Raw genomic sequence first — 15,732 nt, forward strand, 5'->3', positions numbered from 1 at the left:
CCGCGCCGGGCCGCGCCGCAGCCTACGCCCGCCGCGGTCGGCAGGTGCTACGCCGCCGCCGGCAGGCTCGGCCTCAGTGGCCACGCCGGGTCCACCGCCTCCTCCGTGCCGCTGCGCGCGAACCACGCCTGCAAGCCGCGTGCCTGTGCCGCGTACCACACCGCCTGCAGCGTGTGCAGCTCGGCCGCCGACAGTCGCTCGAGCCGCCCCGCGAACCGCCGCCCCACCGCCCGTACGACGTCCAGTGCGGCCAGAGCGTCCGCCCCCGCGTCATGGGCGCCCTCCAGCGGCACGTCGTACAGGGCGCACAGGTCCGTCAGCGTGCGGCGGCCCTTGCGGTAGCGGTCCAGATGCCGGTCCAGCACCAGGGGGTCCAGCACGTGCATCGGTGACGTCTCGAACCAGCGGACCAGCGACGAGGCGCGGTGCCGGCGCAACTCCCGGTCCAGCAGCGTCAGATCGAACGGTGCGTTCATCACCACCAGCGGCCGGCCCGCCGACGCCTGCTCGGCCAGTGTCTCCGCCAGTTCGTACATCACCGGTGCCGGCCAGCGGCCGTTGCGCTGCAGATGCTCCTCCGTCAGCCCGTGGATCGCCGTCGCCGACGCGGGCACGGGCACGCCCGGGTTCACCAGCCAGCGGTACACCCGCGGCCGCATGCCCGGGGCGTCCTGCACGACGACCGCCGCCGACACGATGCGGTCGCTCTCGACGTTCACGCCCGTGGTCTCCGTGTCGAACGCGGCCAGGGGCCCCTCGAACCAGCTCGCCATACCACCACAACCCCTCGTTCACCCATGGCAGTTGGCGCGCGCCGTCCGCTTCGCCCGCTGCCCGTTTCGGTGATACCCGGGCTGTTTGCGCCGTACGCCGGAAGGAGACAACAGGAGTACGGGTTGCGGCAGTTCGGCGATCCGTCACGGGGAATCACCTGCTCCGGAAGGCTGTTGGTCATGGCCGTAGCGCAGCCCGAACGGGGCGGGCTGCTGCCCGAGCGCACGTCACCCACGCGGGGCTCCCTCGCCACCACCGCCTGCATGGAGACCCTGCAGGTCGGCTATCTGCACGCCGTCGCGGCAGCCGCCGGGTGCTCGCTGTCCCAGCCCTTCCCGGACAACGGCATCGACTGGCACGTCAGCCACAGCGCGCCCGGACACACCGTCGACGACGAGGTCACCATCAAGGTGCAGCTCAAGGCGACGTACCAGATCCCGCCCGACCCGCCGGGGCGGTCCTTCTCCTTCACGCTCGACAACGAACACCTGGCGAAGCTCGCCCGCACCCCGGTCTCCGTGCACAAGATCCTCGTCGTGATGATCGTGCCGCGCTCCCGCGACCAGTGGCTGCGCGCCGGGCACGAACGTCTCGATCTCAGGCACTGCTGCTACTGGATCAACCTGGCCGGGCACCCCGTCACCGGCCGCCGCCGCACGACGGTGCGCATACCGACCTCGCGCATCTTCGACGACCGGGCCCTGTGCGAGATCATGACGCGGGTCGGGACGGGAGGGACACCATGAAGCGCCGTCCGACCGAGGAGCCCACCCGGCCGCACCCGGCCGACCCCACCTGGAACGGCCGCACGCCCGAGCCCGGCGACGTCGACCCGGCCGTGCTCGCCACGCTGCTCGAACGGCACGGCTGGCAGCGCCGGGGCGGCGCCACCGGACGCTACGGCCGCTGGACCCCGCCCGGGCCCGGAGGCGGCAGCACCAGCCTCCTCGTGCCCGAGAGCCGCGCCTTCCCCGACAGCGACGACCTGCTCGGCGAGGCCCTGCTCGCCCTCTCCCGCAGCGAGACGCCCCGCGCCCGCGCGGTGCTGCTCGCGCTCGCCGTGCCCAGCGACGAGGTCCACTGGTCGCGCGACGTCCCGGACGGACCCGCGGGCGCCACCCCGTGGGCCGTCGAGGAGCGCCTGCGCGCCGCCGCCCGCCGGATGCTCCTCGCCGCCGCCCTCGCCACGCGCGCGCGTGCCGGCTATTACGGCGCCCGCCACCGCAGGCCCGCCGTCGCGTCCCTCGGCGAGATCCTCTTGGGCCCCGCGACCGGCGGCCGGCGCCTCACCGCGCTGGTGCCCGTCGCCCCCGGCCGCCCTCTCGCCGTACGTCTCCACCGGGCGCTGCACGCCGCCCGCGAGGCCGTCGACCACCGGCGCGCCACCGGCGGCATGGACGCCTTCGACGCGGCCGTCGCCACCGGCGTCAGCCACGAGTTCACCGAGGCGCTCGTCGCCCTCGTCAAAGGCAGCGAGGGCGCCCGCGTCGCCGTCGCCTGGTCACCGGCCGCCGGCGTCCCCGACGGCTGCGCCCCCTGCGCCGAGCCCGTCGAGTTCACGCCCGGCGACCTGCCCGTGCTGCGCGAGGCCGGCGCCCGCTACCTGAGCGCCGAGCCGTCGCAGCCCGTGCGGATCACCGGCGCCGTCGTCCGCATGCGCAGGCCGGGCCCGCGAGGACCGGGCACCGTACGGCTGCGGGTGCTCGCCGGGGCGGACGTCGCGCACGTCCGGACGACGCTGGACGAGGAGGCGTACCGCATCGCCGGGCACGCCCACCTCGTCGGAATGCCGGTACGGGTGCACGGGCGGCTGGAGAGCCGGGGCGGCTTCCGGCGGCTCACCGGGGCCGGCGCGGTGACACCGGTCCGGGTCGCCGACGCGGAACGGGACCGGCTGATGAAGGCCCTCCAGGAGAACTCCGAAGTGGCGGCCTTCTTCGAGGAGGCCTGCGCAGGGGACGGCGGCGACTGACCCGGCCGCCGGCGTCGGGGGGCGGGGTAACCGCTTCGCGTCGGGCTGCCCCGGGTCGGTACGATCCCAAGATGCGCGCGCTCCCGGTATGGCGCCCGCATTCCCCTTCAGTCAGGAGAGACCGGTGTCAGACGTCCGTGTGATCATCCAACGCGATTCCGAGCGGGAAGAGCGCGTGGTGACGACGGGCACTACGGCCGCCGACCTCTTCGCCGGCGAGCGCTCCGTCGTCGCCGCGCGCGTGACCGGCGAGCTCAGGGACCTCACCTACGAGGTGCGGGACGGCGAGACCGTCGAGGGTGTCGAGATCTCCTCCGAGGACGGTCTGAACATCCTGCGCCACTCCACCGCGCACGTCATGGCGCAGGCCGTGCAGGAGCTCTTCCCCGAGGCCAAGCTGGGCATCGGCCCGCCCATCCGGGACGGCTTCTACTACGACTTCGACGTCAAGGAGCCGTTCACCCCCGAGGACCTCAAGCGCATCGAGAAGAAGATGCAGGAGATCCAGAAGCGGGGCCAGCGCTTCTCCCGCCGCGTCACCACCGACGAGGCCGCCCGCGAGGAGCTCGCCGACGAGCCGTACAAGCTGGAGCTGATCGGCCTCAAGGGCAACGCCGCGCAGGCCGCCGACGGAGCCGAGGCCGAGGTGGGCGGCGGTGAGCTGACCATCTACGACAACGTCGACGCCAAGACCGGCGACCTGTGCTGGAAGGACCTGTGCCGCGGCCCGCACCTGCCGACCACGCGGAACATCCCCGCCTTCAAGCTGATGCGCTCCGCCGCCGCCTACTGGCGCGGCAGTGAGAAGAACCCGCAGCTCCAGCGCATCTACGGCACCGCCTGGCCGTCCAAGGACGAGCTGAAGGCCCACCTGGACTTCCTCATCGAGGCCGAGAAGCGCGACCACCGCAAGCTCGGCAGCGAACTGGACCTGTTCTCCTTCCCCGACGAGCTGGGCCCCGGCCTCGCGGTCTTCCACCCCAAGGGCGGCGTGATCCGCAAGGTCATGGAGGACTACTCGCGCCGCCGCCACGAGTCGTCCGGCTACGAGTTCGTGAACACCCCGCACATCTCGAAGGAGACCCTCTTCGAGACCTCCGGGCACCTGCCGCACTACGGCGACGGCATGTTCCCGCCCATCCAGTTCGACGAGCAGAACTACCGCCTCAAGGCGATGAACTGCCCGATGCACAACCTGATCTTCAAGTCCCGGGGCCGCTCCTACCGCGAGCTGCCGCTGCGCCTGTTCGAGTTCGGCACGGTGTACCGGTACGAGAAGTCGGGCGTCGTGCACGGCCTGACCCGCTCCCGCGGCTTCACCCAGGACGACTCCCACATCTACTGCACCAAGGAGCAGATGCCCGAGGAGCTCGACACACTCCTCACCTTCGTCCTCGACCTGCTGCGCGACTACGGCCTGACCGAGTTCGAGCTGGAGCTGTCCACCCGGGACGACTCCGACAAGTTCATCGGCTCGGACGAGGACTGGGAGGAGGCCACCGAGGCCCTGCGCCAGGCCGCCGAGAAGCAGAACCTGCCGCTGGTCCCGGACCCGGGCGGCGCCGCCTACTACGGCCCGAAGATCTCCGTGCAGGCCAGGGACGCGATCGGACGGTCCTGGCAGATGTCGACCGTCCAGGTCGACTTCAACCAGCCCAAGCGGTTCCACCTGGAGTACACGTCCGCCGACGGCACCCGCCAGCAGCCCGTCATGATCCACCGGGCGCTGTTCGGCTCCATCGAGAGGTTCTTCGGCGTGCTCCTGGAGCACTACGCCGGTGCCTTCCCGGCGTGGCTCGCGCCCGTCCAGGCGCTCGGCATCCCGATCGGCGACGCGCACGTGCCGTACCTGCGGGACTTCGCCGAGAAGGCGCGTGCGGCGGGGCTCCGGGTGGAGGTGGACGCCTCCTCGGACCGGATGCAGAAGAAGATCAGGAACGCGCAGAAGCAGAAGGTGCCCTTCATGGTCATCGCGGGCGACGAGGACATGGAGAACGGCGCCGTCTCCTTCCGCTACCGCGACGGCTCCCAGGAGAACGGCATCCCGCTCGCCGAGGCGATCGCCAAGATCACCAAGGTGGTCGAGGAGCGCGTCCAGAACTGAGCGGCCCGCCGTGTGGTGCCGGGCGTCCTGACGACACCCTCGGCGAATCCGGCGCCCGAACCCGACGTCGGCCTTCACGACCCGCTGTGGTCGTGAAGGCCGACGTCATGGTCGAGGAGGTGCGCCGGTGCCGTTGCCCGCCAGGAAGGGCGGAAACAGATCCTGCCGGCCGCGAGGTGGGTGCCCGGTCCCGCGCTTCTTCCGCTGCGAACGCCGCGTCCCGATCCGGGCTCCGTACACCTGCCACCGCTGCCCGGCGGCGACCGTCACCACCCGAGCGGGCCCGGTCGTACGTGTGCGCCGACGGGGCCGTCCCCACCGCCGGGGGCCTTTCCCTTCACCCTGGCGGCACGCCATATGCTGCACGCATGACGAGTGAGCCGGAGCAGCAGTTGGGCGTGGGAACGCAGGACGCGTTCCAGCGTCTGTGGACGCCCCACCGGATGGCCTACATACAGGGCGAGAACAAGCCGACCGGCCCCGGGTCCGGCGACGGCTGTCCCTTCTGCTCCATCCCGGCCAAGTCCGACGAGGACGGGCTGATCGTCAAGCGGGGCGAGCGTGTCTACGCGGTCCTCAACCTGTACCCGTACAACGGCGGGCACCTCATGACCGTGCCGTACCGGCACGTCGCGGACTACACGGAGCTCACGGCGGAGGAGACCGCCGAGCTGGCCGGGCTGACCAAGCAGGCCATGACGGCGCTGCGCACCGCGTCCGGCGCCCACGGCTTCAACATCGGCATGAACCAGGGTGCGGTGGCCGGCGCGGGCATCGCGGCCCACCTGCACCAGCACGTCGTCCCGCGCTGGGGCGGCGACACGAACTTCATGCCGGTGGTCGGCCACACGAAGGTGCTGCCGCAGCTGCTGGCCGACACCAGGAAGATGCTGGCGGAGGCCTGGCCCACACCGTGACGTGACGAGAGGCGCGGGCACGGGTGAGAACACGCGTCCGGCGTTTGACGAACGAGGCCGTTCAGGCCGACGGGCCCCGAGGGAAACACCCCTCGGGGCCCGTCCACCGTCAGACCGCCGCGGGCCTACGCGTCGTAGAGATCGACCTTCTTCGGCGACGCGTCCTGGACCGCCCCGCTCAGGGACGACGACCGGGCACCGAACTTCGTCGTGTCCACGCCGTTCTCCTTCAGCACCTTGATCGCCGCCGCGTGCACGACCCGCAGCACGGGCGTGGCAGCGCGCAGCGCGTCGTCCGCCATGAAGCGGTGCCGCCAGGGCTTGTCCGCCCAGGCGTGCCGCAGGCCGAACGGCTCGGGAAGGCTCAGCGTGCCGCCGAGCCAGTTCAACAGCGGCGGGTACCAGTTCAGCGGTGCCCGCACCGCGAGCCGCACCACCTCGTCGGTGTCGACCAGCGGCAGCTTGATCGTCCGGGTCTCCCAGAACTTGACCGACTTCTGGACCTTCTTCGACTTGTCCGACGGCCCCGTTGTGAACAGTGAGTGCACCGGACCGAGCGCGTGCCCGGTCACCTCGATGCGCAGCGTCTCGTGCAGCACGGTCACGGTGATCAGCATCGTGAGGACCAGCTGGCCGTCCCACAGGACCCACTGCACGCCCAGGTAGTGCCGGTCGCCCGCGCCGAACTGCTGCTTGTTGCAAATTTCCTGCACCGCGTGCGGCTTGACCTGGTACGCCTCGACGTCCGTGCCGCCCGGCCGGGACACCGCGCCCGCGTTCTCCCCGACGGGCGTGACGATCCAGTGCCGTACCGACGGCTTCGGGAACCCGCCCGTGTTGAGCGGACCGCGCTCCAGCATGCGCAGCTGGTCGTGGATGGACCGGATGACGTCCCAGGCGCGGAACGGGTGGATCTCGCGGTCGGGGTCGGCGGGCACCAGGTCCTCGGCGAGCTGCCAGCTGCCCCAGCGGGTGCCCATGCCGAGGATGCCCTTGGGCCCGGCGTAGAACACGGAGTTGGACTGCTGCTCGGCGGCGAGCTGGGCCAGGGACTGGCGCAGCGCCTCGGCCGCCGTCTCGTTGGGGCTGCTGGGCACCGCCTCGGGCACCTTGGCGCCCACGCTGCTGCCGGACAGCAGGCCGGACCAGCACGCCCTGAGGTCCTGCGCCGTCCGCTCGCAGACCCGCTTGGCCAGGAACCAGCCGATGACCGGCAGGGCCACCGCCGCGCGTGCGTACCAGCCCCAGAAGCCCGCGAACGGCATGAGGACGAGGAACAGCAGCGCGAGGGCGCCTATGGCGAGCAGCAGGGTGGTGGCGAGCGCGCCGGCCCGCTTGTCCTCGCGCTTGGCGACGGTGGCGCGGAGCTGGAAGACCAGCAGCCAGACCAGCAGGCCCGGCAGGACCAGCAGGCCGCACAGCACCATGATCGTGCTGAGCTGGTTGTCGCGCTGCCTGCGGATGTTGTTCGCCGCGAGGCAGTGCTCCACGACCACCTGCGGCTCCGCGCCGAAGGACTGGATGAGCGGCTTGCGGCCCGCCCCCAGCATGCGGTTCACCACGGCCTGGGAGAACGCCTCGCCGAGGTTCGGCTTGAACAGGGCGACCTTGCCGTCGCCGACCTTGGACTGGTGCCAGTCGCTGTTGGCCTTGAGTATGTCCTCGACGTTGTTGTCCCGATAGGCCATCGAGGCGAGTGCGAAGGTCGGCGTCTGCGCCTCGTCGCCCGTACGCGGCACCTGTGGACCGAAGGTGCTGTCAACGGTCATTTCCGCCCCCAGATCGATGCCGTTCCTGCTTCTGCGGCCTTCCCGACTTCCGTGCCGCGCACACCTGTTGATCAGGTCATCAGCGTATCGGGAGTCACGGACATACGTCCGACGGACGGCCGAAGCCGCCCGCCGGGGCAGGAGGAGGAACGCGCGGGGCGCGCCGCTCGCGGGACGCCGCGGCCGACTACGCCGCGTCGTCGGACTGTTGGCGCAGCCGTGCGGCGACCTGTGGCGGCATCGGTTCGTGGCGTGCGTACGCGCGGCTGAAGCGTGCGGTGCCGTGGGACAGCGAGCGCACGTCGACGGCGTAGCGGCTGATCTCGATCTCGGGCACCTCGGCGCGGATCAGGGTGCGTCCGCCGGGGGTCTGTTCGGTGCCGAGGACCCTGCCGCGGCGCCCGGACAGGTCGCTCATGACGGTGCCCACGTAGTCGTCGCCGACCAGCACCGACACCTCGGCCACCGGCTCCAGCAGATGGATCCTCGCGTCGGCGGCCGCCTCCCGCAGCGCGAGCGCGCCCGCCGTCTGGAACGCGGCGTCGGAGGAGTCCACCGAGTGCGCCTTGCCGTCCAGCAGCGTGACCCGCACGTCGACCAGTTGGTAGCCGGAGGCGAGCCCTTTGAGTGCCTGGGTCCTGACCCCCTTCTCGACGGACGGGACGAACTGCCGGGGCACGGCGCCGCCGACGACCTTGTCCACGAACTCGATGCCCGAGCCGACCGGCAGGGGCTCCACCTCGATCTCGCAGATCGCGAACTGCCCGTGCCCGCCGGACTGCTTGACGTGCCGCCCGCGCCCGGCCGCCTTCGCCGCGAACGTCTCCCGCAGCGACACCTTGTGCGGCACGACGTCGACCTGGACGCCGTACCGGCTGCGCAGGCGCTCCAGGGCGACGTCCGCGTGCGCCTCGCCCAGGCACCACAGGACCACCTGATGGGTGTCCGGGTTCTGTTCGAGGCGCATCGTCGGGTCCTCGGCGACGAGCCGGGACAGGCCGTGGGAGAGCCTGTCCTCGTCGGGTTTGCTGTGGGCCCGGATGGCGAGCGGCAGCAGCGGGTCGGGCATCTCCCAGGGCGCCATGAGCAGGGGGTCGTCCTTCGCGGAGAGCGTGTCCCCGGTCTCCGCGCGGCTCAGTTTCGCCACGCACGCGAGGTCGCCCGCGACGACGTGCGACACGGGCTGCTGCTGTTTGCCGAACGGCGTGGACAGCGCGCCGATCCTCTCGTCGACGTCGTGGTCCTCGTGGCCCCGGTCGGCGAGGCCGTGCCCGGAGACGTGGACGGTCTGGTCGGCGCGCAGGGTGCCGGAGAAGACGCGGATCAGCGACAGCCGGCCGACGTACGGGTCGGAGGACGTCTTGACGACCTCGGCGACCAGCGGCGCGCCGGGATCGCAGGGCCCCAGCTCGCGCGGTGCGCCCTCGGGTGTCGTCACGCGGGGTGCCTCGGCCTCCTGCGGCGTCGGGAAGCCGCGGGTGACGAGCTCCAGCAACTCGACCGTGCCGAGGCCCTGCCGGGCGCCGCCGGCGGCGGGGGCGGCGGCCAGCACGGGGAAGAACACGCCGCGCGCGACGGCCCGCTCCAGGTCCTGGATCAGCGTGGCGACCTCGACGGGCTCACCGCCGAGGTAGCGGTCCATGAGGGTCTCGTCCTCGCTCTCCGCGATGATGCCCTCGATCAGCCGGTTGCGGGCCTCCTCGATGCGTGGCAGCTGGTCCTCGCCCGGTTCGGACTCCTCGCGCCCGCCGGTCGAATAGTCGTACAGCTTCTGTGACAGCAGTCCCGTCAGGCCGGTCACGGGCGCGTGCCCGTCCGGGGCCTTCGGGCCGCGCAGCGGCAGGTAGAGCGGCAGTACGGCGTCGGGGTCGTCCGCGCCGAACGCCTCGGCGCACAGCCGGGTCATCTCCTCGAAGTCGGCGCGCGCCGACTCCAGGTGGGTGATCACGATGGCCCGCGGCATGCCGACGGCCGCGCACTCCTCCCACACCACGCGTGTGGAGCCGTCCACGCCGTCCGAGGCGGAGACGACGAAAAGGGCCGCGTCCGCGGCTCGCAGACCGGCCCTGAGGTCCCCGACGAAGTCGGCGTATCCGGGGGTGTCGAGGAGATTGATCTTGATGCCGTCCCAGGTGACGGGCACCAGGGAGAGCTGCACCGAACGCTGTTGCCGGTGCTCGATGTCGTCGTAGTCGGAGACGGTGCCGCCGTCCTCCACGCGGCCCGCCCGGTTCACCGCCCCCGCGGTGCGTGCGAGGGCTTCCACCAAGGTGGTCTTGCCCGATCCGGAGTGGCCGACCAGCACCACATTCCGTACGGACGCGGGATGGTCGGCCGCCGATGCCCTGCCGGCGGCTCCGGGGTGTGTGTGCGCCTTGTCGCCCATGGCCTTGCCTCCCGTGCACGGTGAGGTCACTGGGGCGCGGACACGCGGTTACCGCGTGCTGGGCGGCTCCGGCGACGCCCGCGGTCCTTCGAGCTTTCCACTCCGGTCGTGGTGCGTCCATACGGGCGGCGTGATCCGGGTGCCGGACGAGCGGCGCGCGACCCCTGGCGGCGCGATCCGGGCCCGGCCGGTGCGCCGTCCGCGGGGGCACGCGCTCCGCACGCGCTCGCATGCGTTCCGGGCGCGTCCCGGGCGAGCCGATGCGGTCGCCCGGGACGCGCCGTTCGGGCCGCGCGCCCCGAGGGACGCGTCCCGGGCGGGAAGCGAGCGACGTGATCCGGCCGCGGCCGGAGTGACGCGAGCCGCGCGTGGGCCGAGCGGTGCGACCCCGGGCCCTCCGGCGTGACACGGGCTCCGGGTGCCCGGCCGTCGCCGTCACGCGGGCGTGACTACGATGGGCCAGCCGGTGGCCAGCAGGGGCCGTCCGGCGACACCGACCGTCGGGAAGGCCATGCTGAACAAGTACGCGCGTGCATTCTTCACGCGTGTCCTCACACCGTTCGCCGCGTTTCTCATCCGCCGGGGCGTCAGCCCGGACACGGTCACGCTCCTCGGCACCACCGGAGTGGTCGCGGGTGCGCTGGTCTTCTACCCCCAGGGGGAGCTCTTCTGGGGCACGGTCGTGATCACGCTGTTCGTGTTCTCCGACCTGGTCGACGGCAACATGGCCCGCCAGCTCGGCCGCAGCAGCCGCTGGGGCGCCTTCCTGGACTCCACCCTCGACCGGGTCGCCGACGGCGCGATCTTCGGCGGCTTCGCGCTGTGGTACGCGGGCGGCGGCGACGACAACGTCCTGTGCGCGGTCTCGATCTTCTGCCTGACCAGCGGCCAGGTGGTGTCGTACACCAAGGCACGCGGCGAGTCGATCGGGCTGCCGGTGGCCGTCAACGGGCTCGTGGAGCGCGCCGAGCGGCTGGTGGTGTCGCTGGTCGCGGCCGGTCTCGCGGGCTTCGACACCTTCGGCGTGCCCGGTATCCACGTGCTGCTGCCCATCGCGCTGTGGCTCGTCGCCGTCGGCAGCCTGGTCACGCTCATCCAGCGCGTCGTGACCGTTCGCCGGGAGTCCGCCGAGGCCGAGGCCGCGGAGGCCGCCGCGCAGGACAATGAGGGCGGGCAGCACAACGCCTCCCACGGCAGCGGGGCCGCGACATGACCACCCGGGACCGGGTCACGGACACGTTGTACGGACTCGGCTGGAGCACCGTCAAGAAACTCCCCGAGCCCGTCGCCGTACGGCTCGGCCGCACCATCGCCGACGCCGCCTGGAAGCGGCGCGGCAAGGGCGTCCTGCGGCTGGAGCGCAACCTCGCGCGCGTGGTGCCGGACGCGGGCCCCGAGCGGCTCGCCCAGCTGTCCCGCGCGGGAATGCGCTCCTACCTGCGCTACTGGATGGAGTCCTTCCGGCTGCCGGCCTGGAGCGCCGAGCGGATCAGCACCGGCTTCGAGGCCAAGGACCTGCACCACCTGACCGACGGTCTGGCCGGCGACCGGGGCGTGATCATCGCCCTGCCGCACCTCGCCAACTGGGACCTCGCCGGCGCCTGGGTCACCACGCATCTGAAGACCCCGTTCACGACCGTCGCCGAACGCCTCGAGCCCGAGACGCTCTACGACCGGTTCGTCGCCTACCGCGAGGGCCTCGGCATGGAGGTCCTGCCGCACAGCGGCGGCGCCGCCTTCGCCACCCTCGCCCGGCGGCTGCGCGACGGCGGCCTGGTCTGCCTGGTCGCCGACCGCGACCTGTCCGCCTCGGGCGTGCCCGTCGAGTTCTTCGGCGACACCGCCCGCATGCCCGCGGGTCCCGCCCTGCTCGCCCAGCAGACCGGCGCCCTGCTGCTGCCGGTGACGCTCTGGTACGACGAGTCGCCGGTGATGAAGGGCCGGATCCACGCCCCGGTCGCCGTGCCCGAGGCGGGCACCCGCGCCGAGAAGACGTCCGTCATGACGCAGTCGCTGGCCGACGCCTTCGCCACCGGCATCGCCGACCACCCGGAGGACTGGCACATGCTGCAGCGCCTGTGGCTCGCCGATCTCGACGCCCGCCCGACGGACGGGGACGCCGCGTGAGGATCGGCATCGTCTGCCCGTACTCCTGGGACGTACCGGGCGGCGTCCAGTTCCACATCCGCGACCTGGCCGAGTACTTCATCCGGCTCGGGCACGAGGTGTCCGTCCTGGCGCCCGCCGACGACGACACGCCGCTGCCGCCGTACGTCGTCTCCGCCGGGCGCGCGGTGCCGGTGCCGTACAACGGCTCGGTGGCACGCCTGAACTTCGGTTTCCTCTCGGCGGCCCGGGTGCGGCGCTGGCTGCACGACGGACGGTTCGACGTCATCCACATCCACGAGCCGACCTCGCCGTCCCTCGGCCTGCTGGCCTGCTGGGCCGCGCAGGGCCCCATCGTCGCGACGTTCCACACGTCGAACCCGCGCTCGCGCGCCATGATCGCCGCGTACTCGATCCTGCAGGCGGCCCTGGAGAAGATCAGCGCGCGGGTCGCCGTGAGCGAGTACGCGCGCCGCACGCTCGTGGAGCACCTCGGCGGGGACGCGGTGGTCATCCCCAACGGCGTCGACGTCGACTTCTTCGCCAAGGCCAAGCCCAAGTCCGAGTGGCAGGGCGACACCATGGGCTTCATCGGCCGCATCGACGAGCCCCGCAAGGGCCTGCCCGTCCTGATGAGGGCCCTGCCGAAGATCCTCGCCGCCCGCCCGCAGACGCGGCTGCTGGTCGCCGGGCGCGGCGACGAGGAGGAGGCGGTGGAGACCCTGCCCGCCGAGCTGCGCCCCCGCGTGGAGTTCCTCGGCATGGTCAGCGACGAGGACAAGGCCCGGCTGCTGCGCAGCGTCGACCTGTACGTGGCGCCCAACACCGGCGGCGAGAGCTTCGGCATCATCCTCGTCGAGGCGATGTCCGCCGGGGCTCCCGTCCTCGCCTCCGACCTGGACGCCTTCGCGCAGGTCCTGGACCGGGGCGCGGCGGGCGAGCTGTTCCCCAACGAGGACGCGGACGCGCTGGCCGAGACGGCCGTCCGCCTCCTGGGCGACCCGGCCCGCCGCGCCGAACTGCGCGAGCGCGGCAGCAGCCACGTACGCCGCTTCGACTGGTCGACGGTCGGCGCGGACATCCTGTCGGTCTACGAGACGGTGACGGCGGGCGCGGCGGCGGTGGCGGCGGACGACAGGACGACGGGGCTCAGGGCCCGGCTGGGGCTGGCGCGGGACTGACGGGCGGCGCGGCGCTTGCCGGGCCGCAGGTCCGGGGCGCCGTCCGGCGGTGGAGCGGGCCGTCCGGCCAGGCACCCGCCGGTGCGCACTGCCGGACGCCCGGCCGCCTCCGCGGGGCGCCCCGGTAACGTTGCGGCACGTGACCGCAACCCTCATCTGGATCCTCGTCGCGCTCGTCGCGACCGGCCTGTACCTCAGCTGGACCGCCGGGCGGCTGGACCGGCTGCACGCCCGGATCGACGCCGCCCGCGCCGCGCTCGACGCGCAACTGCTGCGCCGCGCCTCCGTCGCCCAGGAACTGGCCACCTCGGGAGTCCTCGACCCGGCCGCGTCGATCGTGCTGTACGAGGCTGCGCACGCCGCGCGCCAGGCCGAGGAGGAGCATCGGGAGGTCGCCGAGAGCGAGCTGAGCCAGGCGCTGCGCGCCGTGTTCGGCGAGGCGCCGCAGGTGGAGGCGGTGCGCGAGGCGCCCGGCGGCGAGGAGGCCGCCCGCGAACTGACCGAGGCGGTGCGCAAGGTGCCGATGGCCCGGCGCTTCCACAACGACGCCGTACGGGCGGCACGCGCGCTGCGCCGGCACCGCAAGGTGCGCTGGTTCCGGCTGGCGGGCCACGCGCCGTTCCCGCTGGCCTTCGAGATGGACGACGAACCCCCGACGGCCCTGGTGGACCGGTCCGCCGCCTAGCCTCCGGTGCCTCCGGCGGGGTTCTGGCGCTGGTGCCGCCGCCGGCGTACGGGATGGCGGACAGGACGACGAAGAGCAGGTGGACGGGTGCCCGACTGCCCGCGCCGGACCTGCGTGTGCGGGAAGTGACCGGCCGAACGGCAGGGACACCGCGGCCGCCCGTCCCCCTTCGGGGCGGGAAAACGATCCACCGCCTTCCCATTGGCCCTTGCTGTGGCCTGGTCCCCTCACGTTTCCTCAGTGCTGCAGCATCCCTCTTTCCCGTCAGTGAGGTCACCCGTGTCCAGCACCCAGAACCAGGCTCCCGAGACCGGCACCGCACGCGTGAAGCGCGGCATGGCCGAGCAGCTCAAGGGCGGCGTGATCATGGACGTCGTCACGCCGGAGCAGGCGAAGATCGCCGAGGACGCGGGCGCCGTCGCCGTCATGGCCCTGGAGCGGGTCCCGGCCGACATCCGCAAGGACGGCGGCGTGGCCCGGATGTCCGACCCGGACATGATCGAGGGCATCATCAACGCGGTGTCCATCCCCGTGATGGCCAAGTCCCGCATCGGCCACTTCGTCGAGGCGCAGGTCCTGCAGTCCCTCGGCGTGGACTACATCGACGAGTCCGAGGTCCTCACCCCGGCCGACGAGGTCAACCACAGCGACAAGTTCGCCTTCACGACCCCCTTCGTGTGCGGCGCCACCAACCTCGGTGAGGCCCTGCGCCGCATCGCCGAGGGCGCGGCCATGATCCGCTCCAAGGGCGAGGCCGGCACCGGCAACGTGGTCGAGGCCGTCCGCCACCTGCGCCAGATCAAGAACGAGATCGCCCGCCTGCGCGGCTACGACAACAACGAGCTGTACGCCGCCGCCAAGGAACTGCGCGCCCCGTACGAGCTGGTCAAGGAGACCGCCGGGCTGGGCAAGCTGCCGGTCGTGCTGTTCTCCGCCGGCGGCGTGGCCACCCCGGCCGACGCGGCCCTGATGCGCCAGCTCGGCGCCGAGGGCGTCTTCGTCGGATCCGGCATCTTCAAGTCCGGCGACCCGGCCAAGCGCGCCGCCGCCATCGTGAAGGCCACCACGTTCTACGACGACCCCAAGATCATCGCGGACGCGTCCCGCAACCTCGGCGAGGCCATGGTCGGCATCAACTGCGACACCCTCCCCGAGTCCGAGCGCTACGCCAACCGCGGCTGGTAAGCACCCTATGTCCGGAGGAACCCCTGTCATCGGCGTCCTGGCCCTCCAGGGCGACGTACGGGAGCACCTCGTCGCCCTGGCCGCGGCCGACGCCGTGGCCAGGCCGGTCAGGCGCCCCGCGGAACTCGCCGAGGTCGACGGCCTCGTCCTCCCCGGCGGCGAGTCGACCACCATCTCCAAGCTGGCCGTCCTCTTCGGCCTGATGGAGCCCCTGCGCACCCGCGTGCGGGCCGGGATGCCCGTGTACGGCACCTGCGCGGGCATGATCATGCTCGCCGACAAGATCCTCGACCCGCGCTCGGGCCAGGAGACCGTCGGCGGCATCGACATGATCGTGCGCCGCAACGCCTTCGGACGCCAGAACGAGTCCTTCGAGGCGGCGGTCGGCGTCAAGGGCGTCGCGGGCGACCCCGTGGAGGGCGTCTTCATCCGCGCCCCCTGGGTGGAGTCCACCGGGGCGGCGGCCGAGGTGCTCGCCGAGCACGAGGGGCACATCGTCGCGGTCCGCCAGGGCAACGCGCTCGCCACGTCGTTCCACCCGGAACTGACCGGCGACCACCGCGTGCACGCCCTGTTCGTCGACATGGTGCGCGCGAACGCGGGAGCCGAGTCCTTGTAGGATTCCTGCGTTCGTTGCCGAGATGGGTTACGCG

General features: G+C 72.4%; 13 protein-coding genes. 10 read left to right on the forward strand and 3 right to left on the reverse strand.

The genetic code is table 11. The annotated features are described in order from the left end of the window. Window positions 1-47 precede the first annotated feature (47 nt). Window positions 48-773, reverse strand: a complete 726-nt coding sequence (locus ABZ354_RS09595; RefSeq protein WP_358654721.1) for a 3'-5' exonuclease — start codon at window positions 771-773, stop codon at window positions 48-50. 180 nt (window positions 774-953) lie between these two features. Here ABZ354_RS09595 and ABZ354_RS09600 point away from each other — a divergent pair, with 180 nt between their 5' ends. The 4 genes from ABZ354_RS09600 to ABZ354_RS09615 all read left to right on the forward strand — a co-directional run bounded on the left by ABZ354_RS09600 (window position 954) and on the right by ABZ354_RS09615 (window position 5,767). Next, window positions 954-1,520, forward strand: coding sequence for a DUF4365 domain-containing protein (locus ABZ354_RS09600; RefSeq protein ID WP_358654723.1), 567 nt, complete (start codon window positions 954-956; stop codon window positions 1,518-1,520). After that, the gene (locus ABZ354_RS09605; protein ID WP_358654725.1) at window positions 1,517-2,746 is read left to right on the forward strand and encodes a hypothetical protein; all 1,230 of its coding nucleotides are present in this window, start codon (window positions 1,517-1,519) and stop codon (window positions 2,744-2,746) included. The genes ABZ354_RS09600 and ABZ354_RS09605 overlap by 4 nt, the downstream gene beginning before the upstream one ends. 124 nt (window positions 2,747-2,870) lie before the next feature. Beyond that, window positions 2,871-4,850 carry a threonine--tRNA ligase gene (gene thrS, locus ABZ354_RS09610; RefSeq protein ID WP_358654727.1) on the forward strand — a complete coding sequence of 660 codons (1,980 nt, stop codon included), beginning with the start codon at window positions 2,871-2,873 and terminating at the stop codon, window positions 4,848-4,850. A gap of 368 nt (window positions 4,851-5,218) precedes the next feature. Next, a complete protein-coding gene (locus ABZ354_RS09615; protein WP_358654729.1) occupies window positions 5,219-5,767 on the forward strand; it encodes an HIT domain-containing protein in 549 nt (182 codons plus the stop codon). Between the two features lie 125 nt (window positions 5,768-5,892). On the opposite strand, the gene ABZ354_RS09620 is transcribed toward ABZ354_RS09615, so the two are convergent. Further along, a complete protein-coding gene (locus tag ABZ354_RS09620) occupies window positions 5,893-7,536 on the reverse strand; it encodes a hypothetical protein (protein WP_358654731.1) in 1,644 nt (547 codons plus the stop codon). A gap of 187 nt (window positions 7,537-7,723) precedes the next feature. Beyond that, window positions 7,724-9,922, reverse strand: a complete 2,199-nt coding sequence (locus tag ABZ354_RS09625) for an elongation factor G-like protein EF-G2 (protein ID WP_358654733.1) — start codon at window positions 9,920-9,922, stop codon at window positions 7,724-7,726. A gap of 454 nt (window positions 9,923-10,376) precedes the next feature. Here ABZ354_RS09625 and pgsA point away from each other — a divergent pair, with 454 nt between their 5' ends. The 6 genes from pgsA (at window position 10,377) to pdxT (ending at window position 15,698) form a co-directional block, all read left to right on the forward strand. Continuing rightward, a complete protein-coding gene (pgsA, locus tag ABZ354_RS09630; protein WP_358654987.1) occupies window positions 10,377-11,135 on the forward strand; it encodes a phosphatidylinositol phosphate synthase in 759 nt (252 codons plus the stop codon). Next, entirely contained in the window at window positions 11,132-12,049 is a 918-nt protein-coding gene (locus ABZ354_RS09635) for a phosphatidylinositol mannoside acyltransferase (RefSeq protein ID WP_358654735.1), read from the forward strand. The genes pgsA and ABZ354_RS09635 overlap by 4 nt, the downstream gene beginning before the upstream one ends. Then, complete coding sequence (locus tag ABZ354_RS09640) at window positions 12,046-13,209, forward strand: glycosyltransferase family 4 protein (protein ID WP_358654737.1); 1,164 nt, start codon at window positions 12,046-12,048, stop codon at window positions 13,207-13,209. The genes ABZ354_RS09635 and ABZ354_RS09640 overlap by 4 nt, the downstream gene beginning before the upstream one ends. 139 nt (window positions 13,210-13,348) lie before the next feature. Continuing rightward, entirely contained in the window at window positions 13,349-13,894 is a 546-nt protein-coding gene (locus tag ABZ354_RS09645) for a hypothetical protein (protein WP_358654739.1), read from the forward strand. 279 nt (window positions 13,895-14,173) lie between these two features. Further along, the gene (pdxS, locus tag ABZ354_RS09650; RefSeq protein ID WP_358654741.1) at window positions 14,174-15,079 is read left to right on the forward strand and encodes a pyridoxal 5'-phosphate synthase lyase subunit PdxS; all 906 of its coding nucleotides are present in this window, start codon (window positions 14,174-14,176) and stop codon (window positions 15,077-15,079) included. 7 nt (window positions 15,080-15,086) lie between these two features. Continuing rightward, window positions 15,087-15,698, forward strand: a complete 612-nt coding sequence (pdxT, locus tag ABZ354_RS09655; protein WP_358654743.1) for a pyridoxal 5'-phosphate synthase glutaminase subunit PdxT — start codon at window positions 15,087-15,089, stop codon at window positions 15,696-15,698. Window positions 15,699-15,732 lie beyond the last annotated feature (34 nt).

The organism is Streptomyces sp. NPDC005925 (genome assembly GCF_040638805.1).
Taxonomy (GTDB): Bacteria; Actinomycetota; Actinomycetes; order Streptomycetales; family Streptomycetaceae; genus Streptomyces.